This window comes from Marinimicrobium agarilyticum DSM 16975 (assembly GCF_000423345.1).
Classification (GTDB): domain Bacteria; phylum Pseudomonadota; class Gammaproteobacteria; order Pseudomonadales; family Cellvibrionaceae; genus Marinimicrobium; species Marinimicrobium agarilyticum.
Window position 1 is genome coordinate 84,581 of the sequence record NZ_AUHU01000006.1, and the last position, 21,498, is coordinate 106,078.

19 protein-coding genes are annotated in these 21,498 nt (G+C 58.7%); 7 read left to right on the forward strand and 12 right to left on the reverse strand.

Features of this window, described 5'->3' with window-relative positions; translation table 11 throughout:
• Positions 1–206: 206 nt before the first annotated feature.
• Both G547_RS0107585 and pomA read right to left on the reverse strand, forming a co-directional pair.
• Positions 207–1,190 (reverse strand): MotB family protein, encoded by a 984-nt coding sequence (locus G547_RS0107585; protein WP_027329335.1) that lies wholly within the window; start codon positions 1,188–1,190, stop codon positions 207–209.
• Between the two features lie 10 nt (positions 1,191–1,200).
• On the reverse strand, positions 1,201–1,968 hold the full coding sequence (gene pomA / locus G547_RS0107590) for a flagellar motor protein PomA (RefSeq protein ID WP_027329336.1): 768 nt from the start codon (positions 1,966–1,968) through the stop codon (positions 1,201–1,203).
• A gap of 185 nt (positions 1,969–2,153) precedes the next feature.
• Between pomA and G547_RS0107595 the strand changes: the two genes are divergently transcribed.
• The 5 genes from G547_RS0107595 (at position 2,154) to G547_RS20575 (ending at position 8,068) form a co-directional block, all read left to right on the forward strand.
• Positions 2,154–2,411: an exodeoxyribonuclease VII small subunit gene (locus G547_RS0107595; RefSeq protein ID WP_027329337.1), complete on the forward strand. Its 258-nt coding sequence runs from the start codon at positions 2,154–2,156 to the stop codon at positions 2,409–2,411.
• Positions 2,411–3,301, forward strand: a complete 891-nt coding sequence (gene ispA / locus G547_RS0107600) for a (2E,6E)-farnesyl diphosphate synthase (protein ID WP_027329338.1) — start codon at positions 2,411–2,413, stop codon at positions 3,299–3,301. Before G547_RS0107595 ends, ispA begins: the two co-directional genes overlap by 1 nt.
• Before the next feature lie 64 nt (positions 3,302–3,365).
• Positions 3,366–5,237, forward strand: a complete 1,872-nt coding sequence (dxs, locus tag G547_RS0107605; RefSeq protein WP_027329339.1) for a 1-deoxy-D-xylulose-5-phosphate synthase — start codon at positions 3,366–3,368, stop codon at positions 5,235–5,237.
• Between the two features lie 414 nt (positions 5,238–5,651).
• The gene (locus G547_RS0107610) at positions 5,652–6,914 is read left to right on the forward strand and encodes a cellulase family glycosylhydrolase (protein WP_036187642.1); all 1,263 of its coding nucleotides are present in this window, start codon (positions 5,652–5,654) and stop codon (positions 6,912–6,914) included.
• A gap of 134 nt (positions 6,915–7,048) precedes the next feature.
• The gene (locus tag G547_RS20575) at positions 7,049–8,068 is read left to right on the forward strand and encodes a cupin-like domain-containing protein (RefSeq protein WP_036187644.1); all 1,020 of its coding nucleotides are present in this window, start codon (positions 7,049–7,051) and stop codon (positions 8,066–8,068) included.
• Between the two features lie 108 nt (positions 8,069–8,176).
• Here the strand turns inward: G547_RS20575 and G547_RS20580 are convergent, their stop codons facing one another.
• The 6 genes from G547_RS20580 to grpE all read right to left on the reverse strand — a co-directional run bounded on the left by G547_RS20580 (position 8,177) and on the right by grpE (position 16,362).
• On the reverse strand, positions 8,177–9,754 hold the full coding sequence (locus tag G547_RS20580) for an MFS transporter (protein ID WP_051235030.1): 1,578 nt from the start codon (positions 9,752–9,754) through the stop codon (positions 8,177–8,179).
• Between the two features lie 100 nt (positions 9,755–9,854).
• Positions 9,855–11,006 (reverse strand): Gfo/Idh/MocA family protein, encoded by a 1,152-nt coding sequence (locus G547_RS0107625; protein WP_036187646.1) that lies wholly within the window; start codon positions 11,004–11,006, stop codon positions 9,855–9,857.
• A complete protein-coding gene (locus G547_RS0107630; protein WP_027329342.1) occupies positions 11,006–12,067 on the reverse strand; it encodes a sugar phosphate isomerase/epimerase family protein in 1,062 nt (353 codons plus the stop codon). The genes G547_RS0107625 and G547_RS0107630 overlap by 1 nt, the downstream gene beginning before the upstream one ends.
• 348 nt (positions 12,068–12,415) lie before the next feature.
• A complete protein-coding gene (dnaJ, locus tag G547_RS0107635; RefSeq protein WP_027329343.1) occupies positions 12,416–13,549 on the reverse strand; it encodes a molecular chaperone DnaJ in 1,134 nt (377 codons plus the stop codon).
• A gap of 106 nt (positions 13,550–13,655) precedes the next feature.
• A complete protein-coding gene (dnaK, locus tag G547_RS0107640; RefSeq protein ID WP_027329344.1) occupies positions 13,656–15,587 on the reverse strand; it encodes a molecular chaperone DnaK in 1,932 nt (643 codons plus the stop codon).
• A 187-nt stretch (positions 15,588–15,774) separates the two neighbouring features.
• Positions 15,775–16,362, reverse strand: coding sequence for a nucleotide exchange factor GrpE (gene grpE, locus G547_RS0107645; protein ID WP_027329345.1), 588 nt, complete (start codon positions 16,360–16,362; stop codon positions 15,775–15,777).
• 193 nt (positions 16,363–16,555) lie between these two features.
• On the opposite strand from grpE, the gene recN reads away from it, so the two are divergent.
• The gene (gene recN / locus G547_RS0107650; protein ID WP_027329346.1) at positions 16,556–18,232 is read left to right on the forward strand and encodes a DNA repair protein RecN; all 1,677 of its coding nucleotides are present in this window, start codon (positions 16,556–16,558) and stop codon (positions 18,230–18,232) included.
• A gap of 50 nt (positions 18,233–18,282) precedes the next feature.
• Here recN and fur read toward each other — a convergent pair whose 3' ends face one another.
• Complete coding sequence (gene fur, locus G547_RS0107655; protein WP_027329347.1) at positions 18,283–18,696, reverse strand: ferric iron uptake transcriptional regulator; 414 nt, start codon at positions 18,694–18,696, stop codon at positions 18,283–18,285.
• A gap of 77 nt (positions 18,697–18,773) precedes the next feature.
• On the opposite strand from fur, the gene G547_RS20585 reads away from it, so the two are divergent.
• Positions 18,774–19,229, forward strand: a complete 456-nt coding sequence (locus G547_RS20585) for an outer membrane protein assembly factor BamE (RefSeq protein ID WP_051235032.1) — start codon at positions 18,774–18,776, stop codon at positions 19,227–19,229.
• Positions 19,230–19,260: 31 nt separating this feature from the next.
• On the opposite strand, the gene G547_RS0107665 is transcribed toward G547_RS20585, so the two are convergent.
• The 3 genes from G547_RS0107665 to G547_RS0107675 are packed head-to-tail and all read right to left on the reverse strand — an operon-like array spanning position 19,261 to position 21,406.
• Positions 19,261–19,584 carry an RnfH family protein gene (locus tag G547_RS0107665; RefSeq protein WP_027329348.1) on the reverse strand — a complete coding sequence of 108 codons (324 nt, stop codon included), beginning with the start codon at positions 19,582–19,584 and terminating at the stop codon, positions 19,261–19,263.
• Positions 19,585–19,593: 9 nt separating this feature from the next.
• Complete coding sequence (locus tag G547_RS0107670; RefSeq protein WP_027329349.1) at positions 19,594–20,028, reverse strand: type II toxin-antitoxin system RatA family toxin; 435 nt, start codon at positions 20,026–20,028, stop codon at positions 19,594–19,596.
• 19 nt (positions 20,029–20,047) lie between these two features.
• Positions 20,048–21,406, reverse strand: a complete 1,359-nt coding sequence (locus tag G547_RS0107675) for a sodium-dependent transporter (protein WP_211224525.1) — start codon at positions 21,404–21,406, stop codon at positions 20,048–20,050.
• Positions 21,407–21,498: the final 92 nt, after the last annotated feature.

The following is a 21,498-nucleotide window of genomic DNA, read 5'->3' on the forward strand; positions in this document are numbered from 1 at the left end:
ACAAAAAAGAAACCCCCGCGATAGGGGGTTATCGCGGGGGTCATTCGCTTACAGGATGGGGCCCGTCCCGGGCCGGGTTGGCGCGCTTCCGTTCAGTTCCATGCCTTGCGTCCGGTGCCTGTGTCCATTGCCAGCTATTATGCCGCTCGGTCCGAGCGTACTCTAGTGGCGAATGGCGGAATTGTTTGTGCGAGATATCTCACAAATCAAAAGATCTCCTCCGGCTCCAAGTCGAACATATATTCCGGGGTGATATCCATATCGCGCAGAATATTCCCCCCCTCCTCTTCCAGCAGCTCTTGCTCCTGTTCGTCCAGTTCGTCGTCCAGCCCCTGCTGAATCACCACCTCTACCCGGCGGTTACGGGCGCGGTTGGCGGCGCTGTCATTGGGGGCCAGGGGCCGGGTATCGGCGAAACCGGTCACCTGAAAGCGATCCTCGTCAATGTAGTCCCCCTCCATCAGACGGTGAGCAACCGACACCGCGCGCGCGGCCGACAGCTCCCAGTTGGAGCGAAACCGGGGGGAGTTGATGGGAATATCATCCGTGTGCCCCTGGACCTTGATGCCCCCTGACTGGAGCATCAACACCGCCTGGATCTCATCCAGGACATCGTAATAGTCTTCCGCCAGCTCGGCCGAGCCGGACCGGAAGGAGCCCTGCTCCCGGATGCGGATGATGATCTGGCGCCCCTGGGTTTCGATCTCAATCTGGCCTGCTGAAATCTGAGGTTGTAACCGACGGGCGAGGGCCATGGCGTCCTGTTCGGTTTCCTTTACCAGCTCCTCCAGCCTTTGCTGCAGCTGCTGGCGCGCCGAATCATCGTATTCGGGGTCTCCCTGCTGGATGTCAAACTCCTCGGCACAGTAGACTTCAAGGCTCATCTGGGTCTGATCCTCGGTGCTCTGGAAGATCTCGTTGATGGGGGTCGGTTCCGGTTTGCCGGGGCTGAACTCCCGGGCGATCACGCTGGTTCCTTTGGGCACCTCGTTGACCTGCAGCTCCGCCTGCACCCCAAAAGCCTGCGCCAATGACCCAGCCAGGCGCTTGAATTTCATGGCATCCATCTCCGAGAAAGACAGGAGCAACACAAAGAAACACAGCAACAATGCCATCAGGTCGGCAAAGGTCGCCATCCAGGCCGGAAGCCCAACCGACCCTTTTTTCTTGCGCGGCGCTTCATCGTCCATCGCTTACCTCCTAGGCCGCACCGGGGTCGGTCACGTCGCGTTTTTTACCCGGCAGGTAGGTGCGCAGCATAGCGTCAATCACCCGCGGATTCTGACCACTCTGAATCGCCAGCAACGCGTCGATGATCAGGCTCTTCACCAGTACTTCCTCCTCGGCCCGCAGCCGCAACTTATCGGCGATGGGCAGAAACACCACGTTGGCCAGAAGTGTGCCGTAAAGAGTCGTCAGCAAGGCAATCGCCATGGCCGGGCCAATCGCTTTGGGGTCTTCCATATTGGAGAGCATGGCGACCAGGCCGATCAACGTTCCGATCATCCCCATGGCCGGCGCCACATCCCCCATGGCCGAGAAAATCGCGGCCCCGCGGGAATGGCGCTCCTCTGCCAGATAGCGGTCTTTGGACATCATGGCCTTGACCACCTCAGGATCGTGTCCGTCCACCAGTAACTGAATGCCTTTCTGCAGGAAATCACTGCTGACTTCTTTGCCTTCCAACGACAGCAGCCCCCCCTTGCGGGCAGCATCGGCCAGTTCCACAATCTCATCAATCAGCTCCGCCGGGTCTTCAAGCTTGAACACGAAACTCTTGCCCGCCACCTTGGTCGCGCTAAAAAACTGTCCCAGGCTGAATTTGGCCATGGCCGCAAACAGCGTGCCCCCAACCACAATCAACAACGAAGGGGCGTTGATGAATATGCCAATATCCCCGGACATGACCATTGAGGCGATGATCAGGCCAAGCGCGCCGATAATACCGACGAGGGTTGCTAAATCCACGAGTGACTCCTCACACTGTAATGAGACGGCGAACCGCTGCCGCGTTAAACACACGGATAAACCTGCATCTTAGCAGCAGTCCGTTTATAATTGCGTTCTTTCCCCAAACAGACAGCCCGCCAGGGTTTTATCGGCCGGAGAATGGAAAACTTCACCGACCGCCTGGCCCAACTGACAGGTGTGCCATGCCCACGAAGAAGAAGTCCGTGGACTTTGAACAGTCTCTCAGCGATCTGGAAGCGCTGGTGAACCAGATGGAACAGGGCGAACTCTCGTTGGAAGAGTCCCTGAAAGCGTTCGAACGCGGTATCCAGCTCACTCGGGACTGCCAGGAGCGGCTCAGCGCCGCCGAGCAGCAGGTGCAGACGCTCATGGAGCAGCAGGGTCAAATCACTCTCCAGCCCATGGCGGAAAACGCCGAGGATAGCGAGAACCCCGCTTAATGAGCCCGGAATTCGATCGCTATGCGCGCCCTTGGCGGTCGCGCTTTGAACCACTGTTGAGCCACTATCTGCCTCGGCCGGACGCGCAGCGGCCGGCGCTGGCTGACGCAATGGCCTACAGCCTCGGCAGTGGCGGCAAGCGCATCCGCCCAATTCTGGTTTATGCCACAGGCGCGGCTCTGAATCGCGAGCCGGACCGGGCGCTCGACTGTGTCGCGGTGTCGGTGGAGTGCCTTCACGCTTACAGCCTGGTCCACGACGACCTGCCGGCGATGGACGATGACGACTTGCGCCGCGGTCACCCGACCTGCCATATCGCCTATGACGAGGCCACCGCCATTCTGGCGGGCGATGCCCTGCAGACCCTGGCCTTCGAGCTGCTGGCCGGCTGTGACGACTTGGCCGCCGGTCAGCGCGTCGCGCTGATCTCCGACCTGGCTCGAGCCTCGGGTGCCACTGGCATGGTGTTGGGCCAGGCCATCGACCTGGGCGCCGTGGATCGTCAGCTCACGCTTGAGGAGCTTGAGCGCATGCACCGGCATAAAACCGGCGCACTGATCCGGGCCAGCGTGACCATGGGGGCCCGTGCCAGTAATGCCTCGGAAACCCAGTTGGCCAACCTGATCGAGTACGCCGAAGCGATCGGGCTGGCCTTTCAGGTGCAGGACGACATCCTTGATGTGACCGCCGAGACCGGCACCCTTGGCAAACGTCAGGGGGCCGACGTCTCCCGCCATAAGCCCACCTATGTGTCCCTGCTGGGTCTGGAGGACGCGCGCGCCAAAGGCCGGGAACTGCTGGAGCAAAGCCTGGACGCTCTGGGAGGCTTTGGTTCCGGCGCGGACGCCCTGCGCGAGCTGGCCCGCTACATTGTCGAGCGAGACCACTGACAGAACGCTAGGCAGACACCACTCAGCCCCCTACAATGGCCCCTTTCCAATAACGACGTGACCCATGTTTGACGAAATCCCCACAAGCCGTCCCGACACTCCCCTGCTGGACCGGATCGATACCCCCGCCGACCTGCGCGAGTTGAGCGAAAAGGATCTGGCACCCCTGGCAGATGAGTTGCGCGCCTATCTTCTGTATACCGTGGGCCAAAGCGGCGGGCATTTCGGCGCGGGGCTTGGCGTCGTCGAGTTGACCATCGCCCTGCACTACATTTACCACACGCCGGAAGACCGACTGGTATGGGACGTCGGCCACCAGACCTACCCCCACAAGATCCTGACCGGCCGGCGCCATCGAATGGGCTCCATTCGCCAGGGCGGCGGCCTCGCCGGCTTCCCCAAACGGGGGGAGAGCGAATACGATACCTTCGGTGTCGGGCACTCCAGCACTTCTCTGAGTGCCGCCCAGGGCATGGCGATTGCCAGCGCCATGACCGAGAGCGAACGCAAATGCGCCGCCATCATCGGCGACGGCGCCATGACCGCGGGCATGGCTTTCGAGGCGCTCAACCACATCGCCCACACTGACACTGACCTGCTGGTTATTCTGAACGACAACAACATGTCGATCTCGCCCAATGTCGGCGGTCTGGCAACCTACCTGTCCAAAGTCTGGGGCAGCAAGTTTTACAACTCCCTGCGCGAGGGCAGTAAGCAGGTATTGACCAAAATTCCCTCGGCTTGGGAATTCGCCCGTCGCACCGAGGAGCACTTCAAGGGCTTCATGTCCCCAGGCACCCTGTTCGAAGAAATGGGCTTCAACTACATAGGCCCCATCGACGGCCACGACCTGGGCAGCCTGGTGCGCTACCTGCGCAATCTGCGGGAGGTCAAAGGCCCCAAACTGCTGCATATCATCACTCGCAAGGGCAAAGGTTTTGGCCCCGCCGAGGAAGACCCCGTAGGCTATCATGCGCTGAACAAGCTCGAACCCAAGCCCGCTCCCAAAAAGCCCGGGGGACTCAAGTATCAGAAGGTCTTCGGTGACTGGTTGTGTGACGTGGCGGCGTTGGATGAGCGCATCGTGGGCATCACGCCAGCCATGCGTGAGGGCTCAGGCATGGTGGATTTCGCTCAGAAATTCCCGGAGCGTTTCTACGACGTGGCCATCGCTGAACAGCACGCGGTTACACTCGCGGCGGGCCTGGCCTGTGAGGGGCAAAAACCGGTGGTAGCGATCTACTCCACCTTTCTGCAACGGGCCTACGACCAATTGATTCACGATGTGGCTCTGCAGAACCTGGATGTCACTTTTGCCATTGATCGGGCCGGACTGGTGGGCGAAGACGGCCCCACCCATGGCGGCGCCTTCGACCTGACCTACCTGCGCTGCATTCCGAATATGGTGATTGCCGCTCCCAGCGATGAAAACGAGTGCCGTCAGTTGCTCTACACCGCCTGGTGCCACGAAGGGCCAGCAGCGGTGCGCTACCCGAGGGGCACCGGGCCCGGCGTGACCATCGAGCCGGAAATGACCGTTCTTCCCCTGGGCCGCGGGCGCGAATGCCGCCAAGGCAAGACCGTGGCCATTCTCAACTTTGGCGCCTCTTTACGCTCGGCGCTGGAAGTGGCGGAAACCCTCGATGCCAGCGTTTGCGATATGCGCTTTGTCAAACCATTGGACACGGCGCTGATCGACAAAATGACCGCCAGCCACGACCTGCTGGTCACCCTGGAGGAAAACGCCATCGCCGGTGGCGCCGGTTCGGCGGTGAGCGAGTACCTGGCCCTCAAGGGTGTGACCACCGCTTGGCTGCCTCTGGGTTTTCGCGACGAGTTCGTCGAGCACGACACTCCCAAGCAGCAACTCGCCAATCAGGGGTTGGATGTCGCCGGAATCGAGGCGGCCATTTCCCAGCGTCTGCGCACACTTTAAAGCGCGGGCGCCCCGTCTAGACCCCGCTTCACGCTAACCGGCACACTATTCAACATTCGGAATGCTAATGAAAACCCAAAGCTTCTATTCACTAATAAGCTAACCCCTTGCTTGCCCCACCACCGACAAACCGGTAACCTTTTTGTAATCGGTTACAAATAATAGCGAACTGGCCGAAAAGGATTCATTGACTCCCAATCGTCTCTGACGTCTTGCGAGCTCCCAGGGTGGAGCTCATCTAAGGAAACTCCCTGTATACCAGTCAGTTAGCGGTACACGCACGATGTAGCACTATTGCGTGCTGTGCCCGCTTTCGTTCGGAACCATATCTTTTTATTGTAACCGGTTACCAAAACAATCAATACCGCACCTATTATAAAGGCCCTTGGGGCCACAATAACGAGGACATTTTCTATGAAATCATTACTTCGCAACGCGGCTTCCATCGCACTCATGACGCTGAGCCTTTGGGGGCTCCCCGGCGCCCACGCCGATATGTCTGTCTCCGGCACCCAGGTGCTCGATGGCAACGGCAATACCTTTAAAATGCGCGGGGTTAACGTGCCCCACGCCTGGTTCACGGGCCAGACCGATCAAGCCCTACAGGATATTGCCGCGCTCGGGGCCAACAGCGTCCGGGTGGTGCTGAGCAACGGCGACCAGTGGACCCGCACCTCCGAATCGGAAGTGGCCAACATCATCAGCCGGGCCAAGGCCGAAGGTTTGATCACGGTGCTCGAAGTGCATGACACCACCGGCTACGGCGAGTCAGGCAACGCTGGCACCGTTTCCAGCGCCGTCGATTATTGGCTCGACATTCAGAATGCCCTTCACGGCCAGGAAGATTACGTGATCATCAATATCGCCAATGAGCCCTTTGGCAACGGCCCATCGGCCAGTACCTGGATCAATGCTCATACACAAGCCATTAGCCGGCTGCGCAATGCCGGGTTAAACCACACTCTGATGGTCGACGCCGCCAACTGGGGACAGGATTGGGAAGGTATAATGCGCAACAACGCCCAGCAGGTCATCAATAGCGACCCTCAGGGTGATGTCATTTTCAGCGTGCATATGTACGAGGTGTACGACAGTGACAGTGCGGTGAATAGCTACCTGTCGTCTTTCAATAATCAGGGGCTCGCCCTGGTTGTAGGCGAATTTGCCGCCGATCATTACGGCTCTTACGTTGCCGCCGACGCTATCATGGCCCGGGCGGAACAATACGGCTACGGGTATCTGGGCTGGTCCTGGTCCGGTAACAGCTCCGAGCTGTCGTCTCTGGATATCGTCAGCAACTTCAATGGTGGCAGCTTGACCGGTTGGGGTAACCAGCTGTTCTACGGTACCAATGGCATTGCCAATACCGCCAGTCAGGCGAGCATTTTTGGCAACAGCTCAGGCGGTTCTTCCGGCAGCTCCAGCAGCTCCGATGGCAACAGCTGCGGGACCGCCTCCAACGGCTACCCCTATTGCTGCGACTCCAGCTCCGACACCGGCGGTGGCTGGGGTTGGGAAAACGGCCAGAGCTGTGTAATGCCCGACGGCAGCTCCGGCGGCTCCTCCACTTGCAACTGGTACGGCACCTCCTATCCGGTGTGCCAAAACCAGAGCGAAGGCTGGGGCTGGGAGAACGACCAGAGCTGCATCGGTCAAACCACCTGTAACAACCAGTAGCGCTATTGCTCCGGGAGCGGTCAACTGGCCGCTCCCCCGGCCGTTTTGTCCAACGGCCCTCGCGGGCTGTTGGACTCTGGCTTCTCTGATAAGGTATAAAGCCACTTCCGTTCAAAGAGAAATAGTGCGCGTTTATGCCCTCCCCAAGCTTGAAACCTCGCCCGGTCCGAGAGTGGCACGATGTCACCCCTGAATATTTTCAGGTCGAGATCGCCCCCCGCTTTGAACCCGCCATTTTGCGACAATACGTGGCGGGCTGGCCTGCGGTAAAACACGGGGCCAACTCTCGCGATCAGCTACGTGACTATCTGGTCGGTTTTAGTCAGGGCCAACCCATTGAATTGTTTCTGGGCTCACCAGAGATTGGGGGGCGCTTCTTTTATACCGAGGACCTTCAGGGCTTCAACTTCGCCCGGCGCAAGGATCACTTTGCCGCGGCCATGGGCCGCTTGGCTTCCATGGAGACCGAAGCCCCGGCCCCAGCCTTTTACATCGGCGCGACCGCCATTCCAACGACCCTCCCCGGCCTGGAGCGTGACAACCCTTTGGATCTGGTAGATGAACGGGTGCCCCCCAACATCTGGATTGGCAATCGAACGACCATACCGCCCCATTACGACGTCTCGGACAACATAGCCTGCGTCGTGGCAGGCCATCGACGGTTCACTCTCTTCCCACCCGAGCAGGTGCGAAACCTCTACGTGGGCCCCATTGATCTGACCCCGGCCGGCCAACCCATCAGCCTGGTTGACCCCTACCAACCGGACCTGGAGCGCTATCCAAAATTCGCCGAGGCCATGGAGACCGCGCAGGTAGCCGAACTAGGCCCCGGGGATGCACTGTATATTCCATCGCTATGGTGGCATCAGGTGGAGTCATTGGACACGTTCAATGTTCTGATCAACTACTGGTGGGAGTATGGTGTGCCCAATACGGGCTCACCGTTTGAAGCGCTGGTGCACGGGCTGTTGACCATCCGCCATCTACCACTGGAGAAGCGCAAAGCCTGGCAGGTGTTTTTTGATCACTATCTGTTCAGCGAGGAGGATCCCGCCGCCCATATGACCGAAGAGCAGAAGCGTGCTTTGGGTACCATGACACCGGAGCTGGCAGCTTATCTGAAGCATTTTTTGCGTGGCGCCCTAAAGCCTTGAGCCGGGCCCTTCCTATAAAACGGTAAAATCGAATCAAGTATTGAACTGAAAAGAGGGCCCTAAGGCCCTCTTTTCAGTTCAAGCAAGATTTTATCTCATGCCACTGGCCTAGGCGCCGCCGGCTCCGGGCTTACCCGAGTCCAGACGGACGGCACGGTAGCCCCCCTGCTGACGGTCACGCCAGTACATGATCGCGAAAAACAGCGCCACGATCAAGGCAATGGGCATCACCCAACGGAATGCCATGCGTCCGCCATAGTTGTCTGCAGGCCCAATGATCGCGCCGGCTTCCGAGGCCAACTCGGCCTCTTGAGGCAAGCCACCATCCACAATCGCGCGCAGGGCGTTACCGGTCAGCGGGCCGTTCAACGCATTATGCTCACGGTAATACTCAAGGGCGCGTTCGTTGTGCTCCAGCACATTGGCCGCATCGGCGGCTCGATAGCCAAGATCGGCCAGCGCACTGGGATCATCCGAGACAGCTTCCGCCTGCGCGACGTATGCCGGGTAGCGCTGTTCGACTTCTTCCATCACGCGGACCACTCTTTGCTCGTCCATCGCCTCGGGCAGGTGGGTGTCGGCAATGCCGCCCATCAACCCTTGCAGATAGCCGGAGGCGGCCATGCCTGCACCGATCATCAAGACGATGCCCAGGGAGCCGGCTCTCGGAAAGCGCTCGCTCATAAAGCCCACCATGGTGGGGAAAAAGAACGCCACACCGAACGCAAACACGGTGGCAGCCAACATCAATTTGAAGGTTCCGGTTTCGAAAGTAGCGAACATGAACAACCCCAACGCCGTCAGAATCGACGCGCAGAAGAGCATACCCGTGGGTGCCAGACGCTCAACCACCGGGCCGGCAAACAATCGAAGCACCGCCATCAAACCGGTGATCCAGACAAACACCAGCATGCCATGCAAGCCTGCAGATTCCAGAACCGAGGGAATCCAGCGCATGGGCCCCAGCTCCAGAGAAACGGTGATCATCATGATGAAAATCAACAGGAGAACCAGCGGATGGGTGAAGGTGTACTTGAACATCTCCCCCATGGAGATGCCCGCTTCGGAGAGCTCTGTTTTGGGGAACTTTTCCGAAAGCAGCATGTAGCCATAAATCACAATCGGAATGTAAATAATCCCGATCTGGGTGGTCCAGTGACCGAGGCCACCACCGACCTGCGCCATACCCCAACCCAGCAAACCACCCAACACCATGCCGCCGGGGAAGAACGCATGGAAATGATTCAATTTGGTGGTTTTATTGTCCGGGAAAAGCGTCGCGGTCAGCGGGTTACCCGTCACTTCAATCAGACCGTTACCAATGCCCATACCGATGGCGCCAGCAAACAACACCCAGAAACCGGAGGGGTCGCCCGCCAGTGGTGCAGCGGCCAGAAACAGGGTGACACCCAGAAGGTGAAAAACAAACGCTCCAATAGCAGAGGCTTTCAAACCAAACTTTTCGAGAAACGGGCCAAGCAACAACAGCGACAGCGCCATTCCCCACAATGCGGCACCGCCGATATAACCCACATTGGCGTTGGTCAGAATAAACTCGGTTTTCAATTGGATCAAAATGTTACTGACAAGGGCGAATGAAAACGCTGTTGGCAAAAGTGCCATACAAGCGCCCGCAAACAGCTTTTTACGATTGATGCCATTGGCATCGAGGGTGGCTGTACTCATAAAACACGTCCTCATTATTTTTATCGCACCTTGCGGACTTAGGCCCGCAAGGCAAGACCAAACGGGGCGGATAGCCGCCCCTTCTTACTAGCAGTGGTACTCAGGATTTTAACGGGGTCCAGCGACCATCGGCCTCGGAGGAGTCCAGTACGGCCTGAATAAAGCGCATACCGAGCACGCCGGTTTCAATGCCGGGGATCCAGGACGCGATCGGGTGCTGCTCGCCTTTGCGCTTGGCCACCAGCACGTCGGCCACATCGGTGTACAAGGTGGCAAACGCTTCCAGATAACCCTCCGGATGACCGAACGGAATGCGAATACCGCGCACGGCGATGTCGCTGTCGAGGTTGTCATCGCGTCGGGTGATGCGCTGATGATGGCCGGCCAGGGGCGTCAGCCACAGTTCGTTCGGGGTTTCCTGAGCCCAGGTGAGACCGGCCTTGTCCCCGAAAATCCGAATTTTCAGACCGTTTTCACAACCCGGCGCAACCTGGCTGGTCCAGAGCATACCCTTGGCCCCACCCTTGAAGCGCATCATGGCGTGCACATTGTCATCAACCTCGCGGCCGGGGACGAAAGCCGTCAGGTCGGCGCTGACCGAGTCCAGCTCCAACTGCGAAATAAAGGCGGCCAACTGGAATGCGTGGGTACCGATGTCGCCGAGACAACCGGCTTTACCCGAGCGCTTCGGATCAGTGCGCCAGGCGGCCTGCTTGTTGTCGGCATCCGGCGCCTGGGTCAGCCATTCCTGAGGGTACTCCACCTGAATCAGGCGGATGTTGCCCAAGTCGCCCCGCTCGACCATTTCCCGCGCGTAACGGACCAGCGGGTAAGCGCTGTAGTTGTGGGTCAATGCAAAAAAGGCATCGCTCTTGGCCACAATCTGCTCAAGCTCGAGTGCTTCTTCCAGAGTGCGGGTCACCGGCTTGTCGCAAATGACATTGATGCCGGCTTCCAGTGCAGCCTTGGCGACCGGAAAGTGCATATGGTTGGGGGTCACAATGGCGACCGCCTCAATACCATCATCGCGCTTGGCTTCAGCTTCAAACATTTCCTCGTAGGACGCGTAGGAGCGGTCCGGTGCGATGTGCAGCTCGTCGGCGGAAGCCTTGGCCACATCCGGCTTGGAACTCAGGGCGCCCGCGACCAGCTCGTAGCGGTCATCGATGCGCGCGGCGATACGATGAACACCGCCGATGAAGGCACCTTGGCCACCACCCACCATTCCCAGGCGAACTCGTGCATCAGCCATCATTTACCTCCCAAGCCCAGAATACGGCGATTGCTCGCTTCATCGGCATCACCACCGGCGAAATCGTCAAAGGCCTTCTCGGTGACCCGGATGATATGGTCGTTGACAAATTTCACACCTTCTTCCGCCCCTGCCTCGGGGTGTTTCAGGGCGCACTCCCACTCGATCACAGCCCAGCCGTCGAAACCATTGGCGGTCAGAATAGAGAAGATACGCTTGAAGTCGGTCTGGCCATCGCCCAGAGAGCGGAAGCGACCGGCGCGCTCGACCCAGCCTTCGTAACCGCCGTAAACACCTTGTCTAGCGCTGGGATTAAACTCGGCGTCTTTGACGTGGAACATCTTGATGCGATCGATATAGCGCTCGAGAAAGCCGATATAGTCGAGATTCTGCAGGACCAGGTGGCTGGGGTCGTAAAGAATATTGGCGCGAGGGTGATTGTCCACTTCCTTCAAAAAGCGCTCGAAAGTGGCACCATCATGCAGGTCCTCACCGGGATGGATTTCGTAGCACAGGTCCACGCCCGCCTCATCGAACGCATCCAGGATCGGTAACCAGCGCTTGGCCAGCTCTTTGAACCCCGTGTCCACCAGGCCTGCTGGGCGCTGGGGCCAAGGGTACATAAAGGGCCACAAGAGAGCGCCAGAAAAGGTCCCATGGGTGGTCAGACCCAGGTTTTTACTGGCCTTGGCCGCCAGCATCAGTTGATTCACTGCCCACTTCTGCCGTTCGTCGGGCTTGCCATGCAGCTCTGGCGGGGCAAAACCGTCGAACATTTCATCATAGACCGGATGCACCGCCACCAGCTGACCCTGCAGGTGGGTCGACAGGTCGGTAAGCTCCAGTCCGTAGCGTGCAAGCGTGTCTTTCACTTCCTGGCAGTAATCGAGGCTTTCCGCCGCTTTTTCCAGGTCGAACAGGCGCTTGTCCCAAGAGGGAATCTGGATGCCTCTGAAGCCCAGGCCGCCGGCCCACTTGGATACGTTCTCAAGGCTGTTGAAGGGTGCTTCATCACCGGCGAACTGGGCCAGGAATAGCGCGGGCCCTTTCATCGTCTTCATTATTGTCTCCCATCTGTCTGGTGGGTTTATTAACCAGGTGCCGAGAGTGTGCTTCAGACCGAGCGGCCAGCTCGGCACCCACATTGCCGTTTGCGATTGGTTTTGCCGTCAACACAGGCGAATCGACGGCCAACCGGGTGAACCGATTATGGCATTAGCCACGCCATATCTCTACCGCTGGGCGTTTATATTGGTAAAGATATATATGATTTATTGAGCGGCTTGAAGTCGATTCGACCACTATAAACCGAAAAATTCAAAGGGAAAAGTATTTTTATATAGAAAAGCCCCGACACCGCTCTGGTGCCGGGGCTCAGTCTCCACTCTTCTGGCTGAAGACCTATAGAGTCAGATCTTCATATCCCCAAAAAAGTTTTTCATGCCATCAAACCAGCTGCTCTGGCGAGGCGAGTTTTTGCCTCCCTTCATCGTGGACTGAAACTCTTTCAGAAGGTCTTTCTGCTTGTGAGTCAGGTCCACGGGCGTTTCCACCACAACCCGGCACATCAGGTCACCGCGCGGGCCGCCGCGAACCGGTGTGACGCCCTTGCCACGCAGGCGGAAAAGCTTGCCGGTCTGGGTTTCAGCAGGCACTTTCAGTTTGACTCGCCCATCAAGGGTGGGCACTTCGAGCTCGCCGCCGAGAGCAGCATCGACGAAGTCGACGGGGACTTCACAGAAAAGATCAGCGCCGTCACGCTCGAAGATCTCGTGACGTTTAACGTGAACCTCCACGTAAAGGTCTCCAGCGGGACCGCCTTCGGCACCGGCTTCACCTTCACCAGACAACCGGATGCGGTCCCCGGTATCCACACCGGCCGGCACTTTCACCGACAACTTCTTGGTCTGCTCTTTGCGACCCTGGCCATGACAGCTGCCACAGGGATCGGTGATGATGGTACCTTTGCCCCGACAAGTAGGGCAGGCCTGCTGAACCGAGAAGAACCCTTGCTGCATCCGCACCTGTCCCATACCGCCACAGGTGGTACAGGTCTTCGGAGAGCTGCCTTTTTTCGCACCACTGCCATCACAGGTATCACAAGCCACCAGCGTCGGAACCTTGATCTGCACGCTGGTACCTCTAACGGCATCTTCCAGGCTCAACTCCAGGTTGTAGCGAAGGTCCGCACCCCGGCTGGGGCCGCCGCGCCGGCCGCCGCCTCCGCCAAAGATATCGCCGAAAACATCTCCAAAAATATCACTGAAGCTGCCGAAGCCGCCCGCTCCCGCAGCGCCTCCGCCCATACCGCCGCTCTGATCCACGCCGGCGTGGCCGAACTGGTCGTAGGCTGCGCGCTTCTGCGCATCGGAGAGCACTTCGTAGGCTTCACTCGCCTCTTTGAACTTGTCTTCCGAAGCCTTATCGCCGGGATTGCGGTCCGGGTGATGTTTCATCGCCACTCGACGATAGGCCTTCTTCAGTTCGGCGGCGGACACGTCTTTAGAGACGCCCAGCACTTCGTAGTAGTCGCGTTTTGCCATGCTTCAGTCGCTTTTTTGTCAATTACCACTGATACAACAAATGCGGGCAAGCCCGCATTTGTTGATACCGTCTCATTTTCAGGGCCAGTTTGAACCCGCGCAGGACTTACTTTTTCTCGTCGTCCTTCACTTCTTCAAACTCGGCGTCAACGGCACCGTCTTCGCCTTTGGCTTCACCCTGCTGGGCGTCAGCGCCAGCTTCACCGCCACCCTGGCCCTGCTGCTCGGCATAGAGCTTCTGAGCCAGTGAACTGGAGGCTTCGGTCAACTTGCTGGTGGCCGCTTCCATCGCGTCTTTGTCTTCGCTCTGAACCGCCTCCTCGGCCTCTTTGATGGCGGCCTCGATCGCCGATTTCTCTTCTTCGGTCGCCTTGTCGCCGGCGTCCTTCACCGTTTTCTGGGTGGCGTGGATCAGGCCTTCCAGAGAGTTGCGGGCGTTGACGGTCTCGGCGAACTTCTTGTCCGCTTCCGAATTGGCTTCCGCATCCTTGACCATCTGCTCGATCTCATCCTCGGATAGACCGGAAGAAGCCTTGATCACGATCGACTGCTCTTTGCCGGTTCCCTTGTCTTTCGCACCGACGTTCAGGATACCGTTGGCGTCAATATCGAACGTCACTTCGATCTGCGGCATACCGCGCGGTGCGGGCGGAATGTCGGCCAGATCAAAACGACCCAGAGACTTGTTCTGCGACGCTTGTTTGCGCTCGCCCTGAACCACGTGAATGGTCACGGCGTTCTGGTTGTCTTCCGCGGTAGAGAACACCTGCGACTTCTTGGTCGGCACGGTGGTGTTCTTCTCGATCAGCGGCGTTGCCACACCACCCATGGTTTCGATACCCAGGGTCAGCGGCGTTACGTCCAGCAGCAGCACGTCCTTCACATCGCCAGCGAGAACGGCGCCCTGAATGGCAGCACCCACGGCAACCGCTTCATCCGGGTTCACGTCTTTGCGCGGATCCTTCCCGAAGAAGTCGGCTACCGCTTTCTGAACCATGGGCATGCGGGTTTGACCACCCACCAGAATCACATCGCTGATGTCGTTAACTGATACGTCGGCGTCGGCAATGGCGGTTTTGACCGGCTCCAGAGAGCGGTTGACCAGCTCTTCCACCAGAGACTCAAGTTTGGCGCGAGTCAGCTTGACCACCAAGTGCTTGGGCCCGGTGTTATCGGCCGTAATGTACGGCAGGTTGACCTCGGTCTGCTGACTGGAAGACAGTTCGATCTTGGCTTTTTCGGCCGCTTCTTTCAGGCGTTGCAAGGCCAGCGGATCGTTGTGCAGATCGATGCCCTGCTCTTTCTTGAACTCGGCCGCCAGATAATCAATCAGGCGCAGGTCAAAGTCCTCACCGCCGAGGAACGTATCACCGTTGGTGGAAAGCACTTCGAACTGGTGCTCGCCATCGACATCGGCAATCTCAATGATGGAAATATCGAAGGTACCGCCACCGAGGTCGTACACGGCGATGGTGCGGTCACCTTTCTTCTGGTCCATACCATAAGCCAGAGCAGCGGCGGTCGGCTCGTTGATGATGCGTTTCACATCAAGACCGGCAATTTTGCCCGCGTCTTTGGTGGCCTGGCGCTGGGAGTCGTTAAAGTAGGCCGGAACGGTAATGACCGCTTCCTTGACCTCTTCGCCGAGATAGTCTTCGGCGGTTTTCTTCATTTTCTTCAGAACTTCGGCGGAAATCTGGGGCGGTGCCTTTTTCTCGCCTTTTACTTCGACCCAGGCATCCCCGTTGTCTGCCTCGACAATTTTGTAGGGCACCATTTTGATGTCTTTCTGCACGACATCGTCTTTGAACTTACGGCCGATCAGACGCTTCACCGCATACAGGGTGTTGTGCGGGTTGGTGACCGCCTGGCGTTTGGCGCTCTGGCCGACCAGGATCTCACCGTCGTTGGTAAAGGCCACAATCGACGGGGTGGTGCGATCGCCTTCGGAATTTTCGATGACCTTGGACTTACCGCCCTCCATGATGGATACACAGGAGTTGGTGGTCCCCAGGTCAATACCAATAATCTTACTCATATGAAACGTCTCCTAAGTGTTCTTTCCGTTGGCGAGCCCTGAAGGCCATCGCCTGTCGTGTGTTTTACCGGTCCCTCTCCGAACTCTGGTCCGCTCTCCGGAACCGGCTTTGCAATTTGCAATCTGAGTTACTGTCTTTATTGGTGCGTCTGCGGCGTTTTCAAGGGCGCGCCACACCATTGAAGCCTTACTCCGCCCCTTTTGAGACGACCACCATCGCGGGCCGCACGAGACGGCCGTTCAGGGTGTAGCCTTTCTGGAACACCTCAATCACGGTATTGGGCTCCACATCAGGGTTGGGCACCATGGTCATGGCCTGGTGGAGCTCCGGATCAAACGGCTCGCCCGCCGGATCGACCGATTCCACGTTGTACTTGGCCAGAGCGTCCACAAACGATTTGTGGGTCAACTCAATCCCTTCAATCACGGACTTGAAGTCCGCGTTGTCACGGTCCATTGACGCCAGAGCCCGCTCCAGGTTGTCCACCACCGGCAGCAGGTCCTGAAGGAGTTTTTCCTGGCCGAACTTGTGGGCTTTTTCCACATCTTTTTCGGCTCGGATACGGGCGTTCTGGGCCTCCGCCTGGGAACGAAGGACCTGCTCCTTGGCCGCGTCCATCGCGGCGTTCAAGGACTCAATCGTCGCCTTGAGGCTTTCAACTGTCTCTTCACCGCCGGCCTGCTCTTGGCCTTCAGGCACCTCGGTATCGGCTGCCTGCGCCTCGGCAGCATCCCCAACCGGCTCTTGTGCTTCGCGCTTGTCTTCGTTAGCCACGCTGATCTCCGTTGTCGTTTACTGTGGCAGCCCGAGGCTGCAGAATAAGAATGTGGCTCCTATATGGGGCTGTCGACAGGGGATTCAAGGGCCGCATTGGCGACCTCGCAAAATTTCCAGCCCAGACCCTAGCCGAACCCGCGTTTTTACTGTATAAAAACACAGACTATTCTCTCGCTTTGTGAGGGTCTTTATGCTCACGCACCTCAGCATCCGCAATTTCACGCTGGTCGACCAACTCGACCTGGACATAAAGCCGGGCATGACCGCGATCACCGGCGAAACCGGCGCGGGCAAGTCCATTGTGCTGGACGCTCTGGCCCAGACCCTGGGTGACCGGGCGGACGGCCAACGGGTCCGGGCCGGCGCCAAACGGGCCGATATTCACGCCAGCTTCGACATCCGTCACATCGACAATGCCCGCCAGTGGCTGGAAGAGCACGAGCTTCTGGATGAAGAGATGCCCGGCGACTGCCTGCTGCGCCGAGTCGTCACCGCCGAGGGGCGCTCCAAAGCGTTTATCAATGGCCGGCCGGTCACATTGCAGCAGTTGCGGCAATTGGGCGAGATGTTGATCGACATTCACAGCCAGCACGAGCACCAGTCTCTGTTGCGCAAGGACACCCATCGCCAGTTGCTGGACGAGTATGCCGGTCAGAGCGAACTGGCGGCCCAGGTCCGCCAGGCCTTCCGCCTCTGGCAGGAGCGGCGCAGCGCTTTTGAGCAACTGCGCGACAACGCCGAGGAGATGAGCGCCCGCTTCCAACTACTGAGCTACCAGGTGGAAGAACTGGAACAACTGAACCTCGCCGAGGGCGAACTGGACGAGCTGGAAGCCGAGCAGCGCAGCCTGGCCAACGCCGAGGAGATTTTGCGCTCAAGCCATGAACTGGCCGCGCTCTGTGCCGATGACGATCAGGGCCTGAGCGTAATGCTCCACCGGGCGCTGCACCTGCTGCGCGATATGCCGGAAAAATCCGGTGCACTGCAGGAGGCGGAGCAGTTGCTCAACAGCGCCCAGATTCAGGTGGACGAGGCCCAGCGTGAGGTGGACCGCCACATTGATCAGTTCAATCTGGACCCCGAGCGCCTGCGGGAGGTAGAGGAGCGTCTGAGCGCCATTTACGAGGTAGCGCGCAAGCATCGAATCGGGCCGGAACAATTGACCAGCCTGTTTGAGGAGCTGAGTCGGGAACTGGGTCAGCTTCAGGGTGGGGATGAGCACCTGGAGGAGTTGGAGCGCCAGGCGCAAGCCGCCGAAGCCGCATACCGGAAAGTGGCCACGACACTGTCGAAGGCGCGCCAGAGCGCCAGCACCAAGCTGGCCAAGGCCGTCAACCAACAGCTGACTGACCTGGCCATGCCCAACGCCCGCCTGGAAGTCAGCCTGAAGTCATCGGAAGGCAAACCGGGGCCTCACGGCCTGGAAGAGATCGAATTTATTATCAGTACCAACCCGGGCCAGACGGCGCGCTCACTGAACAAGGTGGCCTCCGGGGGCGAACTTTCCCGGGTCAGTCTGGCGATTCAGGTGGTCACCGCCCGCACATCAGCCACGCCTACTCTGGTGTTCGACGAAGTGGATGTCGGCATCGGTGGCGCCACCGGCGATGTGGTCGGTCGGTTGCTCCGCCAACTGGGCCAGGGAGGCCAGGTCCTCTGCGTCACTCACCTGGCACAGGTAGCCAGCAAGGGGCACCAGCATCTGCAGGTGTCCAAGACCGCCAGCAAGAAATCGGCCCAGTCCACCCTGGTGGCGCTCGACGGGGAAGCGAAAATCGAGGAAATTGCCCGGATGCTGGGCGGGATGACGGTAACGGAACAATCCCTGGCGCATGCCCGCGAGATGGTGGCGGCAGGCGACGCCTGAGGCAGGACGCGGAGAAGGCGCAGAAGCGCCTTCTCCGACCAGAAGCGGCTTTAAAGGTTCTTTTTCGGTTTCACGTAAAGAACGAGGTTATGATCCATGAGCTCATAACCGTGTTCTTCGGCGATCTGCCGCTGCAGGCGCTCAATTTCCTCGTTGTGGAACTCGACCACTTCACCTGAGTCTACACAGACCATGTGGTCGTGGTGATCCCCACGAGCGATCTCAAACACCGAGTGACCGCCATCAAAGTTGTGGCGCTCCACCAGACCGGCACTTTCAAATTGCGTCAGAACCCGATACACCGTGGCCAAGCCGACATCGTCACCCGCCTCCATCAGCGCCTTGTAAACGTCCTCGGCGCTCATATGGTGGTTGTCAGACGATTCCAGCATTTGCAAGATCTTGACGCGAGGCAGTGTGACTTTCAGCCCCACTTTGCGCAGTTCCTGGTTCTCTTCGGCCATTTAACCCCCAAACCCTTCTCAGTGTTCATGTCAATCGGGTATTATCCCCGTTCATTTTGCCAAGTGGAAGCCCTAGTATGAAAATAGCCAGCAAACTCTCACTGGTCGCCGTTTTATTTGCCAGCCTGACGGGTTGCTCCTATTTCCAGTTCCCCGGTGTCCATAAAATCTATGTACAGCAGGGGCATATCATCACCGAGGAGATGCTCGAACAACTCGAAACCGGCATGACCAAACGCCAGGTCCGCTTTGTTCTCGGCACCCCATTGCTGGAAGATGAGTTCAATCAGGACCGCTGGGACTACCACTACACCCTGCGCCGCGGCGATAACACCCTGCGCGAGCGTCACTTGACGGTCTATTTTGAAGACGACGTCATGACCCGCTACGAGGACAGCCTGCCCCAGAAAACGGAAGAAGAGGAAGCGCCCCTGGTCCCCACCAACATCGAAGGGGACCCCCTGCCCATACCGAGCAACACACCGGTCGAGGGCAACGAAGAGACCCCGCTTCCCAGCAACACGGACCGCTAGCCGCCGCCAGGCGGCCAAAAACCGGGCCGCCTTAGCTGTCGTCTTCCTTTTTCTTCTGAGCCCGCTTGCGCCTCGCTTCTTTCGGATCGGCGATCAGCGGGCGATAGATCTCCACCCGGTCCCCAGGCTGCAGCTCGTGCTCCTTCGGTGGTTTCAGACCTTTGGTCCCGAGCGTCTGCCCAAAAATCCCCATCTTGGCCGATTCCAGATCAATTTCTGGAAAGACCTTGATGATTCCGGAACGCTCGGCCGCCTGAAACGCCGTGGTGCCCGGCTCCACCAGCACTTCGATGATCCTCTGCTTGTCCGGCAACGCGAAGGCCACTTCCACCGTTATCAAATCACCGTCTGACATCTGTCACCCTCACGTACCGTAAACCTGGCGAGCACGATCGCACAGGGCATCTACCTGTTGGCTCGCCGCCGCTTCAAAAAATTTCCCTGCCGCCATGCTTAACAAGCGGTTCTGCATGGCGAACTCAAGCTCGAGCGTCACTCTACAGCCGTCTGCGATGGAGTCAAAACTCCATTTGCCCTCCAGCCGGGAAAACGGGCCGTCCACCAGGCTCAATGTCATTTCGCCGGGGGGGCGCAATTCATTGCGGGTGACAAAGCTCTGGCGGATGCCGGCCTTCTGCAACTCAAGCTTGGCTTCCAGCCAGCCCTCGCCACGGCGCAGGACCTCGGCGCTGACACAGTCGCTCATGTACTGAGGATAGGCCTCAATATCGTTCACCAGATCAAACATTTGTTGCGCGCTGTATTGAACCAGAGCGCTTCGTTTTACACGATGAGTCAAGAACACTCTCCCCGTAGGTTTAAGCCAGGATGCCGGCCAGGAGGATCACCAGCAGCGCCGGTGGACACACATATTTCAACAGCGCCAACCACAGCCTGAACTGGCCGTCACTTTCCTGGCGCAGCTCGTGACGAAGCAGCTCGCGCTTGGCGACCCAGCCCACGAACAGGGCCATCAGCAACCCGCCGAGCGGCAACATCACCCGCTGCGTAAAGAAATCCAGGAAATCAAAAATATTCATGCCGAACAGGCCACTGAACTCGGCCCAACGGTTAAACGATAGGACCGAGCCAATCCCCAGCAGCCAGGCGAGGGCGGCAATCACCATATTGGCCTTAACCCGCCCCACGCCGAAACGCTCGGTCACATAGGCGACACAGGGCTCCAACAGGGAAATCGTCGAACTCCAGGCCGCCAGTGTCACCAGGATGAAAAAGGCCGCCCCGAACAGGACGCCGGCGGGCATATTGCCAAACGCCACTGGCAGACTGATAAACATCAGCCCTGGTCCCTCCCCGGGCGAAATACCGGGGGTGGCAAACACGATAGGAAACATGGCCAAGCCAGCCACCAGTGCCACCAACGTATCCAGCGCCGCGACGGTCAGGACCATTTTGCCAATCGAGGTTTTACCGGGCATATAGGAGCCATACGCCATGATTGCCCCCATGGCGAGGCTCAACGTAAAGAAGGCGTGCCCCAATGCCACGGAGGCGGCCTTCCAGGAAAGGTCCGCCGGATTGAAGCTGAACATGAACTGCAGGCCGCGCATAAAATCGCCGGCGACAGCGGCATAGACCAAGAGCATTAGCAGCAGCAGAAACAGAAGCGGCATCAATACCCGGACAGCGGTCTCCAGGCCTTTCGTCACACCAAACACCACCACCAGAACGGTCATGCCGATAAAAAGGGTCTGCCACAACATCAACCGCAATGGGTCGGCCAGCAGCTCATCGAAGGCGGTGCTGGCGGAGTCTCCATTCCAACCGGTGAAACCGCCCTGTATAGCGGTACTCATATAGTCGAGCGCCCAGCCCGCCACGACGCTGTAGAACGACAGAATCAGAAAGGCGGCAATCACGCCACTCCAACCGATGGCGCTCCAGAGCGGAGAGACCCGGCTCTGGCGTGCCATCTTGCTGACGGCGCCCACCGGGTTGGCGCGACCGTGGCGCCCGATAAGCACTTCCGCAATCATCACCGGCACGCCGATCAGGGCGATAAAGACCAGATACATGAGCACAAAAGCGCCCCCACCGTTTTCGCCGGTGATGTAGGGAAACTTCCAGATGTTGCCGAGCCCCACCGCCGAACCGGTGGCGGCCAGCACAAAGGTCCCTTTGTGCCCCCAGATGGCGTGTTGTTTTATGCGTTCCACGGCAAGACTCCGCGTTTCCGGCGTTTGCATGCCCTGCTCCCTGAAGGTTGCCAAGGAGCACAAATAGCAGGCACAAAAGCGGCATTGTAACG